At 50.4% G+C, this 22,780-nt stretch carries 22 protein-coding genes, 2 tRNA genes, 1 pseudogene and 1 riboswitch; of the genes and pseudogenes, 3 read left to right on the top strand and 22 right to left on the bottom strand.

From position 1 onward, the window contains the following. Positions 1-30: 30 nt before the first annotated feature. The 15 genes from nadE to Q0E49_RS00915 form a co-directional block, all read right to left on the bottom strand. Positions 31-858: an ammonia-dependent NAD(+) synthetase gene (nadE, locus tag Q0E49_RS00985; RefSeq protein WP_295745631.1), complete on the bottom strand. Its 828-nt coding sequence runs from the start codon at positions 856-858 to the stop codon at positions 31-33. Beyond that, positions 855-2,345 carry a nicotinate phosphoribosyltransferase gene (locus Q0E49_RS00980; protein ID WP_295745628.1) on the bottom strand — a complete coding sequence of 497 codons (1,491 nt, stop codon included), beginning with the start codon at positions 2,343-2,345 and terminating at the stop codon, positions 855-857. The genes nadE and Q0E49_RS00980 overlap by 4 nt, the downstream gene beginning before the upstream one ends. 20 nt (positions 2,346-2,365) lie before the next feature. Next, a complete protein-coding gene (locus Q0E49_RS00975) occupies positions 2,366-3,067 on the bottom strand; it encodes a GntR family transcriptional regulator (RefSeq protein WP_295745625.1) in 702 nt (233 codons plus the stop codon). Positions 3,068-3,236: 169 nt separating this feature from the next. Continuing rightward, positions 3,237-3,677, bottom strand: a complete 441-nt coding sequence (locus Q0E49_RS00970; protein WP_295745622.1) for a hypothetical protein — start codon at positions 3,675-3,677, stop codon at positions 3,237-3,239. A gap of 3 nt (positions 3,678-3,680) precedes the next feature. Then, the gene (locus tag Q0E49_RS00965) at positions 3,681-4,394 is read right to left on the bottom strand and encodes an amino acid racemase (protein ID WP_295745620.1); all 714 of its coding nucleotides are present in this window, start codon (positions 4,392-4,394) and stop codon (positions 3,681-3,683) included. 111 nt (positions 4,395-4,505) lie between these two features. Beyond that, positions 4,506-5,099 carry a TIGR01440 family protein gene (locus Q0E49_RS00960; protein ID WP_366509523.1) on the bottom strand — a complete coding sequence of 198 codons (594 nt, stop codon included), beginning with the start codon at positions 5,097-5,099 and terminating at the stop codon, positions 4,506-4,508. A gap of 80 nt (positions 5,100-5,179) precedes the next feature. Next, positions 5,180-6,586, bottom strand: coding sequence for an MFS transporter (locus tag Q0E49_RS00955; RefSeq protein WP_295745618.1), 1,407 nt, complete (start codon positions 6,584-6,586; stop codon positions 5,180-5,182). A gap of 100 nt (positions 6,587-6,686) precedes the next feature. Then, positions 6,687-7,331, bottom strand: a complete 645-nt coding sequence (locus Q0E49_RS00950; protein WP_295745616.1) for a hypothetical protein — start codon at positions 7,329-7,331, stop codon at positions 6,687-6,689. Between the two features lie 68 nt (positions 7,332-7,399). After that, positions 7,400-7,471, bottom strand: a tRNA-Gln gene (locus Q0E49_RS00945). Positions 7,472-7,480: 9 nt separating this feature from the next. Then, positions 7,481-7,563: transfer RNA gene (locus tag Q0E49_RS00940), tRNA-Tyr, on the bottom strand. Positions 7,564-7,714: 151 nt separating this feature from the next. Next, on the bottom strand, positions 7,715-9,217 hold the full coding sequence (locus Q0E49_RS00935; RefSeq protein WP_295745615.1) for a peptide MFS transporter: 1,503 nt from the start codon (positions 9,215-9,217) through the stop codon (positions 7,715-7,717). A 175-nt stretch (positions 9,218-9,392) separates the two neighbouring features. Next, the gene (gene asnA, locus Q0E49_RS00930; protein ID WP_295745613.1) at positions 9,393-10,403 is read right to left on the bottom strand and encodes an aspartate--ammonia ligase; all 1,011 of its coding nucleotides are present in this window, start codon (positions 10,401-10,403) and stop codon (positions 9,393-9,395) included. Between the two features lie 368 nt (positions 10,404-10,771). Then, positions 10,772-11,449 carry an energy-coupling factor transporter transmembrane component T gene (locus Q0E49_RS00925; RefSeq protein ID WP_295745611.1) on the bottom strand — a complete coding sequence of 226 codons (678 nt, stop codon included), beginning with the start codon at positions 11,447-11,449 and terminating at the stop codon, positions 10,772-10,774. Then, complete coding sequence (locus Q0E49_RS00920; protein ID WP_295745610.1) at positions 11,442-12,848, bottom strand: ABC transporter ATP-binding protein; 1,407 nt, start codon at positions 12,846-12,848, stop codon at positions 11,442-11,444. The genes Q0E49_RS00925 and Q0E49_RS00920 overlap by 8 nt, the downstream gene beginning before the upstream one ends. After that, a complete protein-coding gene (locus Q0E49_RS00915; RefSeq protein ID WP_295745608.1) occupies positions 12,845-13,408 on the bottom strand; it encodes an ECF transporter S component in 564 nt (187 codons plus the stop codon). The genes Q0E49_RS00920 and Q0E49_RS00915 overlap by 4 nt, the downstream gene beginning before the upstream one ends. Positions 13,409-13,478: 70 nt before the next feature. Continuing rightward, a riboswitch (TPP riboswitch) is annotated at positions 13,479-13,570 on the bottom strand. Between the two features lie 107 nt (positions 13,571-13,677). On the opposite strand from Q0E49_RS00915, the gene Q0E49_RS00910 reads away from it, so the two are divergent. After that, positions 13,678-14,907 (top strand): MFS transporter, encoded by a 1,230-nt coding sequence (locus tag Q0E49_RS00910; RefSeq protein ID WP_295745607.1) that lies wholly within the window; start codon positions 13,678-13,680, stop codon positions 14,905-14,907. On the opposite strand, the gene Q0E49_RS00905 is transcribed toward Q0E49_RS00910, so the two are convergent. Next, positions 14,908-15,699 carry an aldo/keto reductase gene (locus tag Q0E49_RS00905; protein WP_295745603.1) on the bottom strand — a complete coding sequence of 264 codons (792 nt, stop codon included), beginning with the start codon at positions 15,697-15,699 and terminating at the stop codon, positions 14,908-14,910. Positions 15,700-15,844: 145 nt separating this feature from the next. Between Q0E49_RS00905 and Q0E49_RS00900 the strand changes: the two genes are divergently transcribed. Then, positions 15,845-16,258 carry an OsmC family protein gene (locus tag Q0E49_RS00900; RefSeq protein WP_295745601.1) on the top strand — a complete coding sequence of 138 codons (414 nt, stop codon included), beginning with the start codon at positions 15,845-15,847 and terminating at the stop codon, positions 16,256-16,258. Between the two features lie 48 nt (positions 16,259-16,306). Here the strand turns inward: Q0E49_RS00900 and Q0E49_RS00895 are convergent, their stop codons facing one another. After that, positions 16,307-17,116, bottom strand: a complete 810-nt coding sequence (locus Q0E49_RS00895; RefSeq protein WP_295745655.1) for a sulfite exporter TauE/SafE family protein — start codon at positions 17,114-17,116, stop codon at positions 16,307-16,309. 95 nt (positions 17,117-17,211) lie between these two features. On the opposite strand from Q0E49_RS00895, the gene Q0E49_RS00890 reads away from it, so the two are divergent. After that, positions 17,212-17,958: an alpha/beta fold hydrolase gene (locus tag Q0E49_RS00890; RefSeq protein ID WP_295745598.1), complete on the top strand. Its 747-nt coding sequence runs from the start codon at positions 17,212-17,214 to the stop codon at positions 17,956-17,958. 62 nt (positions 17,959-18,020) lie between these two features. Here the strand turns inward: Q0E49_RS00890 and Q0E49_RS00885 are convergent, their stop codons facing one another. The 5 genes and pseudogenes from Q0E49_RS00885 to Q0E49_RS00860 all read right to left on the bottom strand — a co-directional run bounded on the left by Q0E49_RS00885 (position 18,021) and on the right by Q0E49_RS00860 (position 22,468). Continuing rightward, a complete protein-coding gene (locus Q0E49_RS00885) occupies positions 18,021-19,211 on the bottom strand; it encodes a serine hydrolase (protein WP_295745595.1) in 1,191 nt (396 codons plus the stop codon). 76 nt (positions 19,212-19,287) lie between these two features. Next, complete coding sequence (locus tag Q0E49_RS00880) at positions 19,288-19,749, bottom strand: GNAT family N-acetyltransferase (RefSeq protein ID WP_295745593.1); 462 nt, start codon at positions 19,747-19,749, stop codon at positions 19,288-19,290. Between the two features lie 58 nt (positions 19,750-19,807). Further along, the gene (locus tag Q0E49_RS00875; RefSeq protein ID WP_102280387.1) at positions 19,808-20,002 is read right to left on the bottom strand and encodes a hypothetical protein; all 195 of its coding nucleotides are present in this window, start codon (positions 20,000-20,002) and stop codon (positions 19,808-19,810) included. An 81-nt stretch (positions 20,003-20,083) separates the two neighbouring features. Continuing rightward, a pseudogene (abc-f, locus tag Q0E49_RS07965) lies at positions 20,084-21,568 on the bottom strand (ribosomal protection-like ABC-F family protein). Positions 21,569-21,982: 414 nt separating this feature from the next. Next, positions 21,983-22,468: a hypothetical protein gene (locus Q0E49_RS00860; protein ID WP_295745584.1), complete on the bottom strand. Its 486-nt coding sequence runs from the start codon at positions 22,466-22,468 to the stop codon at positions 21,983-21,985. Between the last annotated feature and the right edge of the window lie 312 nt (positions 22,469-22,780).

Raw genomic sequence — 22,780 nt, 5'->3', positions numbered from 1 at the left:
CGTTGTTAACTTCACTTACTTTACCGGTACCTACTTCCACCACTCATCGCGTGGGCTGACTGGCAGGTGCCGCTTATGGCGGGTCTTCATAAACCAGGCCTCAATTTTTTGCGCAGCGTCATCATCAATGTCCACCCCTTCAAGGTAGTCATCAATTTGCCGGTAGGTCACACCTAGTGCCGTCTCGTCTGGGAGGGCTGGCCGATCATCTTCCAAGTCCGCCGTGGGTGTCTTTTCATAAAGGCGTGCTGGCGCCCCCAGCTGCTCCAACAAGGCCCGGCCCTGGCGCTTATCTAAGCCGGAGAGTGGCGTCAAATCTGCCCCGCCGTCACCAAACTTAGTGTAAAAACCGGTTACAGCTTCGGCAGCATGGTCAGTGCCGACCACTGCTCCCCGGCGAGCACCAGCAATGGCATACTGAGCGATCATCCGCTGGCGGGCCTTAATGTTGCCCTTGTTAAAGTCAGACACCGTCAGTCTGTTATCTTCAACGGCCCCCACCATGGCGTCAGTGGCATCCTTGATATTCACCCGCATCACCACGTCCGGATGAATAAAGTCCTCAATGGCAAACATCGCGTCGTCTTCATCCGCTTGTCCACCATAGGGCAGGCGGACGGCAACGAACTGATAGGCGCTGTCACCCGTTGACTGACGAAGACCAGTCACGGCTAATTGTGCCAGGCGACCGGCTAGTGAGGAGTCCTGGCCGCCGGAAATACCAAGAACAAGGGTCTTCATCCCCGTCTTCTTGAGGTATTCCTGCAGAAAAGCCACCCGCCGGTCAATTTCTTCCTGCGGGTCAATTTGCGGGCGAACACCTAGTTGGTTAATGATGACTTGCTGTAATTTTCTCATTTCTTCGCCTGCTTTTCCTGGTCCTTACTCATCTGAGCAACGTAATTATGAACGTAATTGATCATCTTCATCTTGTTGTCATAACACTTTTGCGAAAGGTCGACCGGGTAGACTTCGGGATTAAGGTCCCGCTTATATTCTTCCCACAGACGGTCAAGGTGGAGGCGCCGTGACTGGTGAATTTCTTCCAGACTCGGCTCATCATAAACCAGCTCACCATCCACAAAGATCTCCTGCAACAGCGGACGGGCAATAAAGTCGTTGACCGTCTTGTGCAAGTAAGTATGGTTCGGATCAAACATGTATAAGGAATCGAGTTGGCGTGGATCTTCACCCCACAAGGTCACGTAGTCCCCCTCGTTCTTACCATCAACGCTGTCAGTAATTCGCCAAACCTGGTGCTTACCAGGTGTCGACATTTTAGCGGCGTTGTTCGACAACTTAATCGTGTCGACCATCTCACCAGCCTCATTTTCAAAGGCAACCATCTTATAGACGGCGTCGAGGGTTGGCTGGTCGTAAGCAGTGATCAGCTTGGTCCCAACACCCCACACGTCGATTTTGGCTCCCTGAATCATCAGGTTCATAATTGTCTTTTCATCAAGACCGTTAGAGGCGTAAATCTTCGCATCAGGATAACCCGCATCGTCAAGCATTTGACGAACTCGCTTGGAGAGGTAGGCCATGTCGCCACTGTCAATCCGGACTCCCTGGAAGTTAATCTTGTCACCAAACTCATCAGCCACTTTGATGGCACTTGGCACCCCGCTCTTCAACGTATCAAAGGTGTCAACCAGGAAAACACAGTTGTGGTGGGTTTCTGCATAGGCCTTAAAGGCAGCGTAATCGTTCATGTAAGCCTGCACTAAGGCGTGAGCGTGGGTCCCAGAAATAGGAATCCCAAACAGCTTTCCCGCACGGACATTACTCGTGGCATCGAACCCACCAATATAAGCTGCACGGGTTCCCCACAAGGCCGCATCAAATTCCTGTGCTCGCCGTGAGCCAAACTCCATTACCGGCTGGTTACCGACAATGTGTTTGATGCGGGAAGCCTTGGTTGCGACCACTACCTGGTAGTTGATGATGTTGAGGATGGCAGTCTCAACCAACTGGGCATCCATCATTGACGCTTCCACCTGAACCAGCGGTTCGTGGTTAAAGACCAACTCGCCTTCCACCATACTGCGAATAGTCCCAGTGAAATGCCAATTCTGCAGGTAGTCTAAAAAGCCATCATCAAATTGCTTCGTCGACCGCAAATAGTCAATATCAGACTTACTGAAGTGCAACTGCTTCACATAACGAATAATGTGATCAAGACCGGCAAAAACGGCATACCCGTTATTAAACGGCATCTTGCGGAAAAAGGCCTCAAAAATTGCCTGACGGTCCGCCATCCCCTCTTGCCAGTACGTCTGCATCATTGACAGTTCGTAGGCATCGGTGTGCAATGCACAACTATCGTCTGGATACTTAAAATCCATGTGAGAAAATTATCCTCCTACTATTTTTCCAGGACAAACTCAAACCGTTTGCCGACGTAACGGGCGTGGACATACTCGAATGGCCGACCATCAGTGAGGTAAGAAACCTGGGTTGTCCGCAAAAGGGCATCCCCGCGCCGGATATCCAGGTACTCAGCAATTTTTTCGTTAGCATTGGATGCCGAAACATGCTGGGTAGTGTGTCCCGGAGTGAGGTGAGCTTTTGTTTCAAGAGTATTATAAAACGAACTGGTAACTTCTGCCTTAGAAAAGTCTTGAACCATTGAAGCGGGAACCGTCGCAATTTCGTAACAAATAGGAACGTTATTGGCATAGCGAACCCGTTCCATCCGCAAAACCTGCTCGCCAGCTTTGAGATCCAATTTATCGATTTCAGTTTCTGACGGGGTCGTGAGGTGGTAGGAGATCGTCCGTGACGACGGTGTTTTACCAGCTTTTTGCATCAGTTCGGTAAAACTGGTAACCCCTGCCATCTTTTCTTGGACCTTTCGGTTGGCCACGAAGGTCCCGGCACCAACTCGGCGCTCCAGGACCCCTTCATCAACAAGCGTCTGAATTGCCTGCCGCAGCGTCATCCGGCTGACACCAAACTGGGAGGCTAACTCACGCTCTGCCGGAATTTTTTCACCGACGCCCCACTTACCATCCTCGATACTCTTTCGGAGGTCATTATGAATTTGAATATATACAGGTGATGCCATGCTAATTCCCCATTTCTTTCAAATTATGAACTAGACCATTTGTTAACGTTACCATTGTAACACACTATCAGCTGTTGCCCATTAAACGCTGACCATTTGTTACTTATCTGTCATGGTAAGCGCTGCCAAAAATAGGCCAGGCTACCGTTGTGGCAGTCTGGCCTTAATTTTACTGTTGAAAGTGTTTTTCTCGTTTCTGCTGTTGGGGTGTCCCCTCGCGGTAATACGTCCGCGTTTTTCCCGCCGTGGTCAGTTGAATCGTGGTAGCGACGTGGCGGTAGTGGTCAGCCGGCGTACCCGGATAGCCGATGACGGTCATCGTCTGGTGCCCGGAATTAATCTTCAACCGGTTAACCTTCTTGACGTGCGGGCTCTCACCCCGCGTGCTGTCCACAATTTTGAGCGTTGCCACCTGGTGGTCAGCTGGAATCGTTAGTTTCACCTTGTGCACCTGTCCATTATCGGGGACGTAGGCGTAGTAGGTGCCGGCGAAACGGTGCCAGTTTTTCTGTTGACGGTAATGCTTGCCACCAAGTGCTACCCCAAGGCAAAGGAGTACACAGAAAATTACCCAGCAGGCCTGGTAAACCGGCTTCACCTGCTTAGTCATTGGTTACTTTCCCTTCTGCATTTTCAGGCCCAGCTCAAGTGAACGATCAACGATGATGGACTGTGAATCAGCAACCGGGTAATCTTTTTCGGGAGACATCTCTTCGGCAAATGACAGTTCGGTACAACCGAGGATGACAATATCACAGTTCATTTCCTCTGACATTCTTTTGATAAGCCGGTGGTACTTTTCGTCGTCTGACTGACCGCGCTGCTTAATGTCATTGTAAATCAAGTCTTCCGTGAGCTCCTGGAGTTCTGCCGTTGGCTTTACCAGGGTATAACCAGCATCCGTGATGTAATGATCATAGATCCCTGACCGCAAGGTACCATATGTCCCTAACAGGCCCACCCTTTTGGCAGTCGGCCGAATGCTTTTAATCGCTTTGACGGTTTCCTGCAACATGTTAAGGATCGGAATTTTAGTCGCAGCCTGTAAAGCATCGTAAGAATAATGAGCGGTATTGCAAATTAACACAAAGAATTCAGGCTTGAGGAGGCTCTGTTGCTTGACGTCTTCTAGCAGCGGTTCCAGGGGGCTCGGCTTGCTGTGGTCTAAAATCCAGCTCGTCCGGTCAGGAATCGTTGCGTGATTAACGACGAGGTAGTCTAAGTAGTCCTGGTCACTCTTCGTCGGCGTTCGTTTATCCAGCAGCCGGACGTAGCTTTCTGTGGCCAGTGTCCCCATCCCACCTAAAACGGTAAAAAATTTTTTCATCTCAATATCCCTTCTTCTCCACGCAATTATGCCAACCGTCAACCAATGCTTTATCAGTCATGAAAGACCCGTGACAGCCAATTGTGTCACGGGCAAGTAGTGATTTATTGATTACTTCTGATCCTTTTCACCAAAGGGATCCCATTCGTACTTCGCGCGGGCACCACCGATGAGCTTCGGCCGCGTCCGCAAGTAAGTAGTGTGGGCCAGCCCAATTTCCTTCACCGAGGTCCGGACAGGAACCTGGACGAACTTGACGTGCATCCCAACACAGGTATCCCCAATATCCATCCCAGCTTCGGCCGTAATGTGTTCCACTTCAATTGGGTCGTGGAAGTTTTCAAAGGCCGCAATCTGGCCGGAACCACCAGCATGCAATGCTGGGAAGACCGTAACTTGTTCAAATCCCCGTTCCTTAGCAACACTGCGTTCGACAACCAGTGCCCGGTTCAGGTGTTCACAGCCCTGAACAGCCAGGTGCAGCTTGTGCTGACGGATAATGTCCACTATCGTCTTGACGATATCGCGGGCAATATCAACGTTTGATTCCTTCCCAATTCGGCCGCCATGGACTTCACTAGTACTGAGACCAAGAACTACCAGGTCGCCTTCATTGAGGTGTGCCTGCTCCAACAACTCGTTCAACCCAGTTGCTACTTGTTTTTTAACTTGATCCATATCAATTTGGTCAATTACTTCTGCCATTGTTGTCGACATCCTTTCTTATTCACACAATTTCATTATAACTGAGGAACCAGTGGGACGCAATAAAGCGCCACCACAGTCTAAGCTGCCATTCCCGTTTGCTGGTCCAACCGTTGGATCGTGAAATTAGTGGCAGTAGCAACCAGGACAGCAACTGCCAACCCCAATAGCAACCAGAAGTCTAACTGGCCACCAATAAAGGTCCGGGCCGCCATGGTCCCCTTACCAGTATTCTGAAAAAGGGCCATTAAGGCAGTCAGCAAAACCACCCCGAGTGAACCCGCAAACTGCTGAACCATGTTAAAGAGTGAATTAACGTCTGCGGCCTGCCGTGGTGTCACGAGCGTCGTGGCGTTGGCCATGGTTGTCGAAAATGCAGAATTAAAACCGATCCGGGTGAACACAAAGAACCACATCATCATCATTGGGGTTAGCCGTGACTGAAAAACAGCGTATAAACCAGTACCGATCACCAGGAGGACACCACCACCGACAACCGGCTTACCATAACCGTACTGGTCAGCCACCCGGCCCATCAGCGGTGAGGTAACAGCCCCGGCAATTGACCCGGGAAGTAAGACCAATCCCGCCACCAGTGCACTGCTGTGCAGGACATACTGGCAGTAGACCGGAATGACCAGCGAAATCCCAATGTTGATAAACTGTAACAGGAAGTAGGTAACTGTCGACAGACGGACGGTGGTCAGCTTGAGGATTTCTAAGCCCAGCAGCTGCGACTCACCGTGCCCGTTAGTGTAAATAAAGGCTCCAAAGAAGACGAAGCCCGCCAATAAGTAGAGGCAGAACCATCTATTAAAACCATTACCAATTGTGGAGACCGCGTAAACAATGCCCACCAATGCTAGTGCTAGGAGCATCAAACTGGCAAAGCTGAACGGCTTGTTATTCCCGGCTGGCTGGTTACTGATACTCCACTGCCCGGCTACCAAGCTAATGAGGGCAATGGGGAGCAGAATCCAAAAAATCATCCGCCACGAACAGGCACCGGCAACCGCCCCACCGTACGTCGGTCCCAGGGCCGGCGCCAGGGAAATCACCATTGCCCCGATCCCGGTCATCGTTGCCAATTGGTGGCGGGGAATGGCCGTGAAAATCAGGAAGAACATCGTCGGGGTTGCCAGGCCGGTAGCGACTGCTTGAATCAGCCGGCCCCCTAGCAAGAGGCCAAAGTTAGTCGCCGTTGCTGCCACCACGTCACCAACGATAAAGGCAGTAACACAAAATAAGTGAATCCGCTTAGCGGGATACTGCCGCAACAAGTAGGCCGTCGTCCCCATTACAATCGTCACCATTAACAGGTAACCAGCGGTAATCCACTGGATAATGTCCAGCGAAATACCAAAAGTCCGCGATAGTTCCGGATAAGTTACGTTCATGGATGTTTCGTTGAGCACCCCCAGGAAGGTCATCAGAGCCACCGAAAAAATGGCGGTGTACGTCTTAGCCATTGACTTTTGAGTCGTCATTTAATCACTCCTTGAATAAAAAACGGGCGTGGTGATTGCTCCACCACAGCCCGGTCCGATACTTTTAACGTATTCTCTTACTGCTTTTCTTAATATACTCTTATTCAGCCAACAATGCTAGTAGCCATTGCCGAGTTTTTTCGTCTGGTGCTGAATCAATATCAAAGGGAAACGGTCGCCATAAAGTTCGCACTTTTTCCCAGTCAAAGGTGGTCCCGTCAAAAATAGCTGCTCTCATCTTAATAACCATTGCCTGTTTCATTTTCGCTGGCAACTTAGTCCGTAAAGTCGTTAGGGAGACCAGTTGCCCAGCCAAAGAAGCCGCCAGCCGCACGTTAAACTCCCGCGGTGTTAGTGGGTTGACAATTAGTAAACGCTCCTCGAGGGGAACCGCTGGGACTTCCCGCTGGAGAAAATGCTGGAAAAGGGCCCACTGGTCACTAACCTGCCAGAAAAACTGCCAGGGAACCCGCGTGCGCAAAAGCGGTAAGAGGTCCTCGATCGTTTGGCCAACGTTCCCGCCATTAGTCGCCAATCGGGGAACCATTTCCTGCAAAAAACGTTGCAAACTTTCGCGACCGTCCGCTGGCAACCGTTTCTTGGTCGTCAGGGCAAAACGCACGAGCAGGAAGTCAACGAGTTGGTCGTTATCGATGACCCGTGACTCATGGTGCTGGTGTTTTTGGCGAAAGTTATTCAGTTGCTTGACCCGCTTAGCTGCAGCGAACCGTCCCTGTTTCGGCATGGTCCTTCCCCCTTATCCACTCATGGCCGCAATAAAAAAGCAGCTGTCAACGACAGCTGCTTAGTCAGTTGGGCTAGCTGGGTTCGAACCAGCGCATGACGGTACCAAAAACCGTTGCCTTACCACTTGGCTATAGCCCAATAATAGAATGGAGGGGAGTGGATTCGAACCACCGAACCCGAAGGAGCGGATTTACAGTCCGCCGCGTTTAGCCAGACTTCGCTACCCCTCCAAAAGGTGTCATCTGACAACCAACGAATGTTATTTTAACTAATTTATTTTACGAATGCAACACTTTTTCTCAATTTTTTTATTTTTCTTTTGAGACAGAAAAAGGAGCCGGTCCCCCGACTCCTTATTAAGGCTCTTAGCTCTAGACGGTCCTAGTTGACCCCTTCCATCTGGGCACTGATGTGCTTCGACAAGAAGAGAAGAAGAATCCCGAAGACAACCGAAACGGCACCGATCGCTAAGAAATATTGAATTTCAGTGTGTGGTGTGTACAGGCGGACGATTTGGGCGTTGACCGCTTGCCCAGCGGCATCGGCTAGGAACCACATACTCAGCATTTGTGACTTAAAGGCCTTTGGTGCCAGCTTAGTAGTAACTGACAACCCAATTGGTGAGATCAACATTTCACCAATTTCACACAGGAACCATGAACCAACCAGCCAGAATGGGCTAACCCGGCCACTAGTGGTTCCGTGAATAATACCCGGCAAAGCCATCCAGGCGTATGAAATCCCGGCAAAGACCAACCCGTAAGCAAACTTGGTTGGCGACGTCGGCTGGTTTTTCCAGTGATCCCACAGCCAAACAAAGATTGGCGTTAAGATCATGATGAACAACGGGTTCAAAGTCTGGAAGTTCGCAGCGGCAAAGTGCCAGCTACCAATGTGCAAGATTGTCCGGTCCTGGGCAAAGAGGGCCAGCACAACAGAACCAGATTCTTCAATTCCCCAGAAGATAGCGGCTGCAAGAAACAGCGGAATGTAAGCCAGGACCCGGTGGTGTTCGACCTTCGTGACCTTCTTAGAATTAAGCATCATGACAAAGTAGATAATCGGTAACGCAATGGCAACAATCGTGATAATCATGATCACGCTGTTGACGTTCAGTTGACCCATCACAGCCATTAAGGCCAGGATAATTGCCACGGCAACTACCCCCACAATCGTCCAGACCGTAATCCGGTGAAGCGATTCCTTATCAATCGGGTCTTGTGGATACAGACTGTTTTTACTCAGGTAATGACGACCATCAATCGTGTACTGGAGCAGACCGAAGAACATTCCGATAGCGGCCAGCGAGAAACCAGCGTGGAAGTTCATCGTCGAACCAAACATGTGAACCCCAAAACCGTTGGCAGCCCACGGCACAGCCCACGGAGCAACTGCGGCCCCCAGGTTAACACCAAAGACGAACATACTGAACCCGGAGTCCCGGCGCGGGTCTTCCTCACTATAGAGGTCCCCGACCATTGACGAAACGTTTGGCTTCAATAAACCGGTCCCGCAGACGATGAGGGCAATTGAGATATAAAGCGCCGGAATCCCAAACGGCAGTGACAGGGCAATGTGCCCAAACATAATCAAGACACCACCGTAAAAGACTGTCTTACGACTCCCCCACACACGGTCGGAAAGCCAACCACCGACAACCCCTGATAAGAAGACCATCGATCCGTAAATAGACATGACCGAAGCAGCGGTAGCCTGGTCCATCCCCAAACCACCCTTGGTAACGGCGTAGTACATGTAGAACAGCAGAATGGCACGCATCCCGTAGTAACTGAACCGTTCCCACATTTCGGTGAAGAACAGCGTCGATAATCCACGGGGCTGACCGAAGAATGCTGTATCCAAATTCTTCTGTTTATTAGCCAAAATAAATCCTCCAAACTAATAGCGGGGTGAGCTACTTCCCGCTCAATGGCGGGTTGCCGCTAGGCCGCTAAGTCGTACTCAATTGAAAATCAATACATATAATTATACTAGTATTCTGGCACTTTGGTCAATGAAAAATGAGCAAATGATGAGAAATGATTCATTCTCGACCGCTTTACAGCAAGTGAATGTGGTGAGCTTCACATTGCTTAACCATCTCTGCCGGCCAAACACTTGCTTGAACTTCGCCAACGTGGGCCTTCCCCAATAACAGCATGCACAGCCGTGATTGACCAATCCCGCCACCAATCGTATATGGCAACTTGCCGGCTAATAATTCACGATGGAACGGCAGCTTGGCCCGGTCTTCACACCCGGCTGCCTTAAGTTGGCGCCGCATAGCATCTTCATCCACCCGGATCCCCATGCTGGAAATCTCGAGGCGGGTCTGCAGTGGCTCATACCAGAAGACGATGTCACCGTTAAGTGACCAGTCATCGTAGTCAGGTGCCCGCCCGTCGTGTGGCTTGCCGCTTAACTTCAGCGGACCACCGATCTTTTCAACAAAGATACAGCCCCACTTTCGACAAGCCTTTTCTTCCCGTTCCATTGGCGTTAGGTCCGGGAACTCATCTTCTAGTTCCTGGGTCGTCACAAAGTGAATGTCATCTGGCAGGTGGTAAACCGCTTGTGGGTACTTGTACCACACCTCATCTTCCAGGTGCTTGATGACCTTAAAGATCTGCCGCACAACCTTGTGGAGCGTTTCTTCCGTCCGTTCTTCCTTGGCAATGACTTTTTCCCAGTCCCACTGGTCAACATAGATGGAGTGGAAGTTGTCCACGTCTTCGTCACGACGAATCGCGTTCATGTTAGTGTAAAGCCCCTCGTACATCTTAAAACCGTACTTCTTCAGGGCAAACCGTTTCCACTTAGCAAGGGAGTGAACAATTTCAATGGTTTCTCCTGGCAGTGACTTGGCATCAAAGGACACTGGCCGCTCAACACCGTTCAAGTTGTCGTTAAGCCCCGTTCCCTTTTCGACAAACATTGGTGCCGACATCCGTTGCAGGTTCAGTTCCTTGCCGATTTCATCCTGGAAAGTCTCCCGGATAAAGCGAATGGCATGTTCCGTTTCACGAACAGATAGTTGAGGGTCATAATCAGTTGGCAAAATCAGACTCATAATAAGATCTCCTTTAATCAAACCACCGCATCTGCGGCTTGTTCAGCAACGGGGCGGCAAACAAAAAAGTCTTCCGCCCAACAAGGGACGAAAGACTTCGCGGTACCACCCTAGTTGCCTGCCGATTAAGCAAGCCACTTCATTTCAGCACAAACATGCTTTCCGGTGGTAACGTGCCGGTCACGGCCAACCCTACTGAAGTTCAGATCAGCGGCAAGAAAGTGTTAGTCCGATGCTGGTGACCTCGCGGTTTCTCACTACCACCGCTTCACTGCAGGTTCAACATCCTCGTTTGTCTTTCTCATCGTCTTTTAATGTTATCTAATATTCTACACAATTTTTGCCAAAAGGCAACTATTTTTTTCTAACTACCAGGGATGGGTACCCAATGCTACTCCAAGATAAGCTCCCAACAACATCACGACCAGCAACAATTGCCACCATGGCAAGGATTCGCGGGTTAGTTCTGTCCGGTCGGCCCCCTCAGTAAAGCCCTGCGAAGTCATCGCCATCGCCAGGTCACCAGACCAGTTGAGCGCGATAATAATCAACCGTAGATAAAAGCGGGGTTGCCAGAAATGATAAGCCCGCCCCCGCAACATGGCCGAATAACGGACCTGCTGAAAAGCACTTCTTAAGCGGTGAAACATGTTGAGGGCGGCAAGGACACCGTAAACAAAGGTATTAGACAACCTCAGGTGCTCATGCAGACTGAAAAGAATCATTTTTGCTGACGCCGTTAACGTCAAGGTCAGAGCTAAGGTGAGGTAGGCAAAAACCCGGGAACCGTAAATCCAGGCCACATGCCAGCGGTCGCCAGTTCCAAAAAAGTAAAACGAAAGCCAGCTACCCATTGCTAATGGTAAAGCAATCAACAGGATGAGTGCAGTTTTTCTGAACGAAGCCCGTTGTAGCACGAGGTAGGCTAATGAACAAATGATGACTGCCACGTTCATGGTGACCGAACGGATAAAGCTAGTGCAAAGACCGATACTAATGATCAGCAACACTAGCGTCGTCGGGTTAAGCCCGCGGCTCTTATGCATGGTAGTCATCCCCTTCCAGTAACGTTAAGTGGTGGTTGGCTAACCGAATTTCATAATCCAGCCAGTCGACAACCCCCTCACGCTGGTGAGAAATAATGAGCATCCCCACCTGCAAGTCAGTTGCTACTTGCTTGAGTAGTTGCATGACTGCCCGCAATGACTGGGAATCCAACCCGGCAAACGGCTCATCTAATAACATCACCGGTTGGGCCATCACCACCATACTTAAAATTTGTAACTTTTTTTGCTGGCCGCCGGACAACTGGTAACTGACCCGGTCTAAACAATCAGTAATGCCGAGCCGGCGGACTGCTTGGGTGCAACGCTGGGAAGTCCAATATTGTGGTCGGCAGCTGTGGGTCCGCGACGCAGCGAGTTCGTCTGCCGCCTTAATGGCAATAAACTGGTCAGCACTATTTTGGAAGACCCACCCGACGGTTAACGCCCACTTTTTCAGCGCTAGTCGCGTGGCTGGCTGCTGGTCGAACAACAACTGCCCACCGTAGTCATGCTGGCGGCTTAAGGTGGCAAAAAGGGTCGACTTACCGGCACCGTTGTCCCCGGATAACAAGCCAAGTTGTCCCTGTGGAATCGCTAGCTGCCCGTCATCAATTAACAGGCGCTGCCCCACCGCTACCCGTAAATGACGAGCAGCCAACCGAGCGGCCTGCAACCGCTGGTGTTTTACCGCTACCACGGGGGTGGACACTGGTAACTCGTCAACCGACTTCGTACTGAGCTGATGCTGAGTCGACAGCTGGTACCAACGATCGGCAACCCCACGATAACCATTTAAATCGTGGTCTGCTAGCAAGATGGTCTTTCCCCGTTCGCTTTGCAGTCGTTGAAGGTCGGCTAGCAATTGTTGCCGACCAGCTGTGTCCACGTTAGCAAAGGGCTCATCTAGTAAGATGACATCACTATCCATCGCCAGGACGCAGGCCAGGGCAGCCCGCTGCTGTTCGCCACCCGACAAGGTGTGAACCTGGCGATTGGCGAAGCGAGCAATTCCTAACCAGTCCAGTGTCTGCCTCACCCGCTTTTTCAAGACTGGCGGTGCTAGCTGAAGATTAGCCAGGGCAAATGACACCTGTTCTTGGACCGTCTTCATTGCAAACTGCCGACTGGGGTGCTGAAAAAGCATTGCCACCTTTTTAGCCCGTTGAAAGGGCACTATTTCGCCAACCGGCAGGCCGTTTAAAGTGGCTTGTCCGCTCGTAATCGTCCCCCCATACTGTGGCAATAGCCCGGCCAACAATTTCAGGAGGGTCGATTTACCGCAACCCGATGGCCCAGTCAACAAGCCAAATGTTCCCGGCTCCAGTTGAAAATTGAGCTTATCAAAGAGTTGGCGTCCATCATATTCAAATGTTAGTTCTTGCAGTTTTAAGTCGATCATTTATTGTGCATTAACCCCGTTTGTCCCACTAGTTTGGCAATCCAGTCAACCAGAATTCCCGCGAAAAAGCCGATTGAAATAAAGCGAATCACCAGAAGCACTACCAAGAGCGAGAAACGGTAATCCTGATAACCACTTTGAAACCAATCCCAGGCGAAGGTAATAATGGTCGACCAGAGGGTAGAAAAGAAGAGCCCCACTGCACCCCAGTTACGGTAACCAGTAGTAGCAAAGCCCAGCTCTGCCCCGGCCCCTTCGGTAATACCAGTAATCAAGTCCGCTGCGCCCCAACTAGAAAATAACAGCATTTCGACCGTTGCCGCTAAGAATTCACCGAGGAACCCTGCCCCCGGTTTCTTCAAAAGAACTCCCGCTAGCGGTCCGGCCATGATCCAAACTCCTAGCGTCAGGTCATTGGCAAAGGGCTTAAGCGGGGTGGCCGCCAGAGCATAATAAGCGTAACTCCACACCTGGTAAATAATCCCAAAGAAGATGGCAATGATGGCCAAAAAAATAACATCGCGCAGCGTCCAGCGCCGCCGTTTATCAATCGTCTGCATCAGTAAAAAACTCCCTTTCTCAAGCTGGAAAGAAAAAGACCGGTGCGTCAAAAAGAACGCACCGGTCCATATTTGTCCCGTCGAAGACTCCCTCCGCTGGCGTTAACCAGATCAGGTTCCATGGGTTTAGTCTCAGCCAAATTGGCTCCCCAGCTTCCTTTTGATGGCTTAACCCTAGCAGAACAACGGCCGCCTGTCAAACATCTCTCATTACTTCCTGCCTATTTAGGACTATAATAACGGCATATTGTTCTCAAGGAGGCCTTGTTTTGACTGAACAATCAGCTCAAACTATTTGGCAACGTAACCTACGGGTATTATCGGTTGCCGTTTTTTTTGCCGGCATTGCCTTTTCCGAGATTATGCCCTTCCTTTCGCTCTTCCTGGCGACACTCGGTAACTTTACCCACCGTCAGCTAACCAACTGGTCAGGCATTGTCTTCTCCGCTACCTACCTGGTATCCACCCTGGTCACTCCGTGGTGGGGACGGCTTGCTGACGCTAAGGGACGGAAACCGATGGTCCTCCGGGCTGCCTTAGGGATGGCCTTGGTCATTGGCGCCACCGGCTTAGTCAGAAACGTCTGGCAGCTACTTGGTTTACGGATGGCTCAGGGTGCCTTTGCCGGCTTTGTTTCCAACTCCAATGCCCTGATTGCCACCGAAGTCCCCAAAGAACATAGTGGTAGCGCCTTAGGGACGATGATGGCCAGTTTTACTGGCGGCAACCTGCTTGGCCCCTTTATTGGCGGGACCATCGCCACCTTTTGTGGTTACCGCTTCACCTTCTTTTTAACTGGCTTCATCCTCTTAATGATTTTCTTTGCCTGCTGGCGCTTTGTTGACGAGAGCAACTTCCGGCCGGTCGCCACCAAGGATGTCGGTTCCACCAAAGATGTCCTGGAGTCGCTCGCTTCAGTCCGAATGATTTTTGGCCTGGTTATTACCACACTGATCATTCAGTCTGCCAACAACTCGATTAACCCGATTATTTCCCTCTTCGTCAAGCAATTACTCCACGGCAACTCTCACACCACCTTTGTCAGTGGCGTGATTGCCGCCTTGCCAGGGATTGCCACCATCCTGATTGCTAGCCGGGTGGGCAACCTCGGTGACCGCATTGGTACCGAGCGCATCCTGATCTTTGGTTTTATTCTCAACACGCTGGTCTTTATCCCGACGGCCTTTGTCACCAATTGCTGGCAGTTGGGCATCTGCCGGTTCATTGTCGGTTTAGGTGACGCCTGCTTGTTCCCCCAAGTACAAACGATGTTAACGAAAAACAGCCCGGCAGCAGTGACCGGACGTGTCTTCTCCTGGAACCAAAGTGCAATGTATATTGGCAATATTGTCGGCTCACTCCTGGGTGGCTGGGTTGCCGGACAGTTCGGGTTTAACGCCGTCTTCCTCTGGACCGCCGGCCTGGTCTTTATCAACCTGGTCCTCTTTTTAATCAATGTTGTCTGGCCACTCCACCACGTGCCGGGTACCCGCAGCTAATTACTCCAGCATGGTCTTACCGCGGTCGAGTGTCCGAATTAACTTCATCTCATCGGCAGTTAGTTCAAAGTCGAAAATATTGATGTTATCCTTAATCCGTTGTGGCCGGACACTCTTCGGGATGGTAATAATATTCCGCTGGAATAAGAAACGTAACATTACCTGGGCGGTCGTCTTGTGGTGAGCCCGGGCGATCGTCTTCAGCAACGGCCGACGGAAAACCTGGTGTGAGCCGGCAGCCAGCGGTGACCAGGCTTCCAGCTTCGTTCCGTGGCTTTCGAGAACTGGCTGGAAAGCAACCTGCTGGCAGAAGACGTGTGTTTCGTTTTGGTCCACAACCGGCACCACGTCACACTGATCAATGATCTCCTGGTAGTCCTGACCATAAAAACTACTCAGCCCAATTGACTTAACCTTGCCGGCCTTTTGGGCATCTTCCAGTGCCCGGTAGTTTTCCACATTGGCGTTACCCGGCCAGTGAATCAGCATCAGGTCAAGGTAGTCATTACCAATTGCCGCACAGGTTTCGTCAATCCGCTTCATTGCTTCCTCGTAGCTCGGCTGCGGGGGCATCTTGCTCGTAATGAAGACCTGGTCACGCGGGAGGCCGCTTTCGGCCACCGCTTCCCCGACTTCACGTTCATTGTGATAATATTCAGCAGTATCAATCAGTCGGTAGCCGTCCTTGAGGGCCGTGCTAACGGCTGTTTTTGTTTCATTTGCCGGAATCAAATAAACCCCAAAGCCAACCATTGGGATCTGGACACCGTCGTTTAACGTTGTATATTCCATGAAAGTTCCTCCTTTGACAAGAAAACGGTTCATTTACTCCATCATACTCTTTTTTAGCCCTTACTGCGGTAGGTAACAGCTAATTATTAGCCAAGGTCACCCGATAACACCTATAATAGGGGTAACGATTAAAGGAGGTTATTTCATGTCAAAATACATTATTAATTCCACCATGCGGCCATCCGGTTACCAGGTGATGAACGTCGCTGGTGACCACCAGTTCATGGCCGATGAGCCAGTAATTGCCAAGGGAACCGACGCTGGTCCTAACCCTGTTCAGTACCTGATTGGTGCGCTTAACAGCTGCCTGGCTATTTCCGCCCGTGCCGTAGCTAACAACCGCCACCTCGACCTACGGAACTTAAAGGTGACCTCTACTGGTGAGACCGTCAGTCTAGGTAAGGGCCGCTCCAAAGTTAGTCGGATCGAAACCACCGTTAGCTTTGACTGCGATTTAACAGCTGATGAGAAACAAAAACTCTTCGACCGCATTCTCCAGGTCTGCACCGTTCACGAATCCCTCGAAGGCGGAATCGAGATGGAAGTTAAGCTTGGTTAATGCCTTAACAACGACGAAAGGCAGCGCCCAATCAGACGCTGCCTTTTGTTATTTCACGTACGCTTTCCAGAAAAAGTAACCAGCTTGAACAACCGCCAAGAACGCGATAAACCGTTCCATCCCCTTTTGCGGGACGTGGCGGACAATTTTGGGGCCGAGATAGCCGCCAATAAACATCCCGACCGCCATCGGGATGGCAGCATCCCAATAAATCTTGGCCGCAAACATGTAAATGACCAGCGCGGTTAAGTTGGCAACACCACCGACAACATTTTTAATTGCGTTGACGACTGCGAAGTCTTTATTAGTGAGGTAAGTGAGAATCACCAGGGTAATAATTCCCGCAGCGGCACCAAAGTAACCACCGTAAATCCCGTTAATCAATAATAAGACAACGTAAAGCAACTTCTTGCCGCCAGCCACTGATTGTGGCCGCCTAGTTGGCTGACGTTTACTCGTCTGGTAGACCAACACCCCCGCCAGCAGAATAAAGAATGGCACGACCTTCTCGAAGACGCCACTGGGGAAGTTCAGCAGCAGGTAGCAACCAATTGCCGACCCCGCCATGGTAAACAGGGAATAGAACCGCACCAGTCGCCAGTGCCCATGCAATTCACGGAGGGAAGACAACACCACCCCGGGAACATTACAGATCAGCGCCGCGTCGTTAGTGACATTGGCAAAGACTGGCGGGATCCCTACGCTGAGTAGGACCGGATAAGAGGCAAGCGATGCAAACGAAGCAGCCGACGAAAGAATTCCGGAAACCACTCCGCCGAGAACCAGGTAAATAACTTTCCACAATAACGGCCAATGCAACAAAACGAAATCCTCCTCTATTAACGATGTGATTACCATCGCATGCTTGCGAGAAATCGTCAAGACTATTTTTGCCGAGCCTGACCGTCGGGATATAATATTAGGTAGATCAACGCTCATGGAGGAATGAGAAGATGGAATTAAAGATTGAACGCGAGCAGCTCAAGCTCCACGCACTCCTCGAAGGGACCACCAGCTTAGTGAACGACTCGATTGCGATCCTCATGCACGGTTTCAAAGGCGACCTCGGCTATGACGACCACCAGCTCCTCCCCACTATTGCCAAGGCGCTCAACCAGGCCGGATTACCAACCCTGCGCTTTGACTTTGCTGGTTGTGGGAAGAGTGATGGGCACTTTGTCGATATGACCGTTCCCGGTGAAATCCTCGATGGGATGCGGGTAATCGACTTTGTCCGCCAGCAGGTTAAACCACAACATCTTTATTTGATCGGCCACTCCCAGGGCGGCGTTGTGGCGTCGATGCTGGCCGCCTACTACCGGGACATCATTGACAAAGTAGTGTTGCTTGCCCCGGCAGCTACTCTCAAAGACGATGCCCTCGCTGGTGTTTGTCAGGGCGCTACCTATGATCCGCAACATATTCCCGACGAAGTCACCGTGGGTGGCTGGCCAGTCGGTGGCAACTACTTCCGAACAGCACAACTACTCCCCATTTACGAGACAGCCCAGCACTTTGCTAACCCCGTCCTCCTCATCCATGGTACGGCTGACCAAGTCGTTTCCCCGGCAGCTTCGCAGAAGTACAATGTCATTCTGCCAGACAGTCAACTACACTTAATTGATGACGAAGGTCACATGTTCGACGGCCCACATCGATCGACAGTGGTCTCACTTATCACCAATTTTTTAACTAACTAAAACTAACCAAAATGACCGCAAGCGTCTCGAAAAAGACACTTGCGGTCATTATTTTGCTCCGCCTAATTAAACAATCGTTGCCAAAGATTCAGCCGCTTGACCGTTTGCCGACTCGTCAGGGTCAAGGTCAGTTGCTGGTGGTCAACCGTTTGGCTTTCTTTCCCGCTAACAATAACTTTCCCCAGCCGCTGGCCTTTGGTAATTGGTGCCACTAACTGGCCATGCCGATCAAGCAATGAGGTGCGGTAGTGGAGATGCAGTTTTAATGGCTGGTAGTCATGCACTGGCTGCCAAACAACCAGTGGCGCAGCCTTGACGGTGACGTGCCGTTTGTTCCCCTTGACCACTTTTTGGTACGTTTGCTGGCAACTTAGCGTTAACTTCTTCAGTCGCACCCCTGTTTGCAGGTATTGGTAGAGGCGTTGGGTTTGCACAAAACGGTCGCCCGGGACGTTCTGGTTGGCACCGAGAACCACGGTGATCATCCGGTGTCCCTGGTATGTCCCGGTACTGACAAAACAAGCGCCAGCCTGGTCGGACGTTCCCGTCTTTAACCCGTCAATGACCACATTGGGGACTGCATACGGCTTCCCCGGCAACATCTGGTTAGAATTATCGGCTGTCACCACTTGTCCCCGCGCAATTGTGAAGTTTTGCTGAGCGCGGCTGGTTACCTTCAGAATTTGGGGGTAATGCTTCAGCAAGTAGAGGGTCAAGGCCGCGACATCACGAACACTCATCGCATTTTCCGTATCTTTCCCTAATTTCGGCTGCTGCAGCTGCTTCAAATCACCGTTACGCAAGCCAACAGCATTAACTACTTTGACGTCCTTTAATCCGATTTGCCGAGCTTTCTTCACCATTTTGGTATTAAACTGCTTGATACTGTCGCCAGCCGCTGTGGACAAGGCTAGCGCTGCGCCATCTGCAGATTTAACCATCATCGCGTCAAACAGGTCGCGCACCGTGTAAGACTGCCCCGCTTTCAGGCCAATTGCCGAGTAGTTGGGGTCACTGGACACGGCTGCCACCGCCTTATTAATTTTGACCTTTTGCTGCCAGTGAAGCTGGTGGGCGGTAATTTCGTCTTCAATTACACAGGCCGTCAGCAGTTTGCTAACTGACGCCACCGGCAACTGCTGAGCGGCGTTTTGCTGGTAGAGAACCTGACCCGTCTCGGCATCGACGAGCATTGCTGCCCGACTATTAATCATTGCGGCACCCACCTGGTGCACATTAATCATCATTGCCATTAGGCACGTTGTGAGGACCACGGCAATTATCTTCTTCAACTTCATCAACGTTGTTTCATTCCTTTGCGTCCAAACTTTACTTTTCAGCGTTATCACTGGTCAACAAGGGCTGGTGAACCATTTTAATGTGCTGACGCTGAGCCTCGAGAAATACCTTCCCCACTGCTTGAAAACCATGCTGCTCATACAAAGCCTTTACATAGAGCTGGGCGTGAATCACAATCGGCAAGTGACCGTAATGTTGTTTAATCCCCGCCAACACGTGATCCATCAATTTCTTTGCCAGTTGCTGATGACGGAACTGGGGCACAACCAGCACGCGACCGAGGGTGGCTTTTCCATCAATTTCAAAATAGCGGGCGTAAGCTACCAGCTGATTATTCACTACCGCCCACACATGGCGAGCCCGAGGATCATTGTCATCAGGGTCCGGCCAGAAGCTTTTTTGTTCGTCATTAAACACTGCCGCCCGCACTTTCAAAATTTTAAACAAGTCGTCACGGGTTAATTCACCAAAAGGCTGGTCAAACCATTCCATGATTTTGCTCCCTTTCCAATAAAAAACACCCGCTGTTTAGCCAGCGAGTGCTTGCTCATTAGTGCATTTCTTCATCAAAAGTCCATTCGTAGAACTTGCGCGCCATCAGCTCCGGCGTGGCCGCTAGGTAGGTTTCAAGGTTGCCACTGTTAGCGGTCATAATGGCATCAACTTTTTCCTGGGGAACACCGTAGATTCGGTAATAATCCAACAGTGCCTTAGTGAAATCTTCTTTACTAGTCATCTTTCTCATTGTCCTACTACCTCCATTAGGTAATTCTATCATTCCTTGACCCAATACAGTAATTTTTTACCAAAGATTCTCACAACTTTTTTAGTTTTTAAGGACTACCCGTTTAGTGGCAACAGCATCGATAAAGTGGCAGTCGTGTTCGACAAAAAGTAGTGGCAATTTAAACTCTTGAACTAGTTGGATCAGTTGGGCCTGGTTGTACGTATCAAGGTAATTTAGCGGCTCGTCCCACAAGTAAAGCTGAGCTGGTGTTAATAGCGACCGCGCCAGTTCAACCTTTTTTTGCTGGCCCATACTCATTTCTCGGATGGGAACCGCAAAGGTGTCACGATCCATTCCCAGCTTACGCAAAACGTTAAATAGCATCGACAACGGCAGGTGGTGCTGGCTGGCAAATTCCTGCAATGTCCCCTGGTTAACCGCGTAATCCTGGCGTACAAGACTAACCGTGGTCTGGTCGGCTAGCCGAATCGTCCCCGCTACCTGCCCGGCAAAAGTACCCATAATTGCCCGCAACAAGCTGGACTTCCCACGACCGTTTTCACCGAGCAAGGCCACCTGGTCGTGACGCCCGACCTGAAAACTAACGGGAGAAAATAACCGGCGGTTATCAATCGTCAACGCGACGTCACGGACAACTAGCAATTGGTGGTGGTGACTAGTCAGCAGGTTTAACGGTAAGCGGTCGGCAGTCTCAACCTCCTGCAATAAACCTTTTCGTTGGTTCATCGCGGTCGTTAACCGTTCACCAGTATTAACGGCTTTTTTCATCAGCCGCGCTGCCTTGGCTCCCAGAAAACCCATGTCGCCGTGGGCATTATTTTGTTTTTCACCTTCCGCACGCTGCGCCCACTGTTGTTGTTTTTGGCGCCGTCGTTGCAACGTAGCAATCTCGCTTTTCAACTGCCGGTTTTTTGCCAGCGCTTCCTGGTCGCGACGTTTTTTCTGTTGAAAGTAGGCAGAATAATTACCGTGGACCAATACCAGCTGGTGACGTTCAATTACCAGACAGTGGTCAACCACCTGGTCCAAAAAGTCCTGATCATGACTAGTAATAATAAATCCCTGCCGCTTGCGCCGTAAATAGTTAGCTAGTTGTTGGCGTCCGGCATAATCGAGATGGTTAGTCGGCTAGTCTAGCAGTAAGAAAGTCCGGGGCTGGGCAAAAAGCGTTGCCAACTGTAGCTTGGTCTGCTCCCCACCACTCAGTGTCGCGTATGGGCGCCAGCACAGTGCTGGGTCAACGCCCATCATCCCCAGTTCCCGTTCTACTTGCCACTCGGCTAGCGACGGTTCCTGGGCAGCTTCCACCAGCGCTTGGCCGGCCAACTGATCAGGGCCAGTCACTTTCAGTGGAAAGTAGCGGAACGGCAGTTGCCCAAACACTTTTCCCTGGTACGGTAACTGGTTGAGCAAAATTTTCATTAAGGTGGTCTTCCCCCGACCATTGCGCCCTAAGAGCCCTAGTTTCCAGCGACTATCAATATCTAGCTGACAGTTAGTAAATAGCGGTTTCTGGCCCGGATAAGCAAAGTTTAATTGGCGAATAGTAATTGGTTGGGTCATTCTCACACGTCCTTTCTTGCGGGACGCAAAAAGGCCGGCCCCTGTCAGGACCGGCCAACAAGACGCTACTGCGCCACTTGAGATCTCTCAGCCATTTGAATTTAGTCCTGTCCAAGGGCCACCAATCCACGTCCATTCATGAATTAGCAGCATTAACTTGTGCAGAATTAAAACTTCAATGGTTGATCCCTCCCGATATTTGCTGCTGCTAGCTTACCAGGACCGCCTAATCTTTGTCAACTCGCCCCGGCTGTATCATACTAGTCAGCGACAACCCTGGAGAACGGACATTAGAAAAAAACAGCGCAACGGCCCCAGTGAAACCATCGCTGTCTCAAATTTCAACCACTTTCTTTGTTCACCATCCTCCTGGTCATCTCATTCCAAGGTCACAATAATACTGATTATTGATCGTCACTTGACCGTCAAAGTTGCCGTTGTCGTGTGCTGACCGCGGTCGGCAATCACCTGGTACCGGCCAGTCTGGCAAACTAAGTAGGCTAATTTCACAGGTTTATCGCTATTTTCGTTATGGACAATTGCTAAAACTGTTCCGTTTAAGACCAGTTTCATCCTCGTATTGCGCGGCACACTAAAGTTCACCCGGGCTTGTCCACCACTTAGCGTTACCTGGTGAGGACAATCGATCGTTGCCACTGAAGTAACCCTCACTTTGCGGCCAATAATCGTTTTTTCCAGGCCAAAGGGCCAACCCTCAATTCGATCATTATTGGCATAAAAACTACCACCAAACGAAACTAATGTAATAGCTAAAAGTAACCAGTTAATTGACGTTTCAATTTGTCGCAACGACTCTTTTTTTCGCTGTACCTTATGAATCTGGTAACCCACTTGGACTACCAGCGCCACAAAGGCTATGAGGCTAATAAGCCTTAGCAATAACTTCGCACTCATGTTCATCACCAGCTTATACTAATTAAGAAAGCATCATTTCTGCTAAAAAACTACTCGTTGAAGCAAAAAGTACTATCATAATTATTTTATCACTTGAACATCAACGATCAACCTAACACACCAGCGATCGTTCTAGTCCGTTTTAACGTTAAGGTTGAGATGACGGTGTTTTTTTGTTACCAGTAGTTTATCACCATACAAAAAACAGCAGTTTACTGGGTAGTAACTGCTGTTAATTTTTGATCAATTTACTTTACCAACGAGGACTTATTCTGGTGATCGCACTGGCATCAAGAA

The sequence above is a fragment of the uncultured Limosilactobacillus sp. genome, assembly GCF_934202235.1.
Taxonomy (GTDB): domain Bacteria; phylum Bacillota; class Bacilli; order Lactobacillales; family Lactobacillaceae; genus Limosilactobacillus.
The sequence above is the reverse complement of the archived record's forward strand: the minus strand, read 5'-3'. Positions and strand labels throughout refer to the sequence as shown.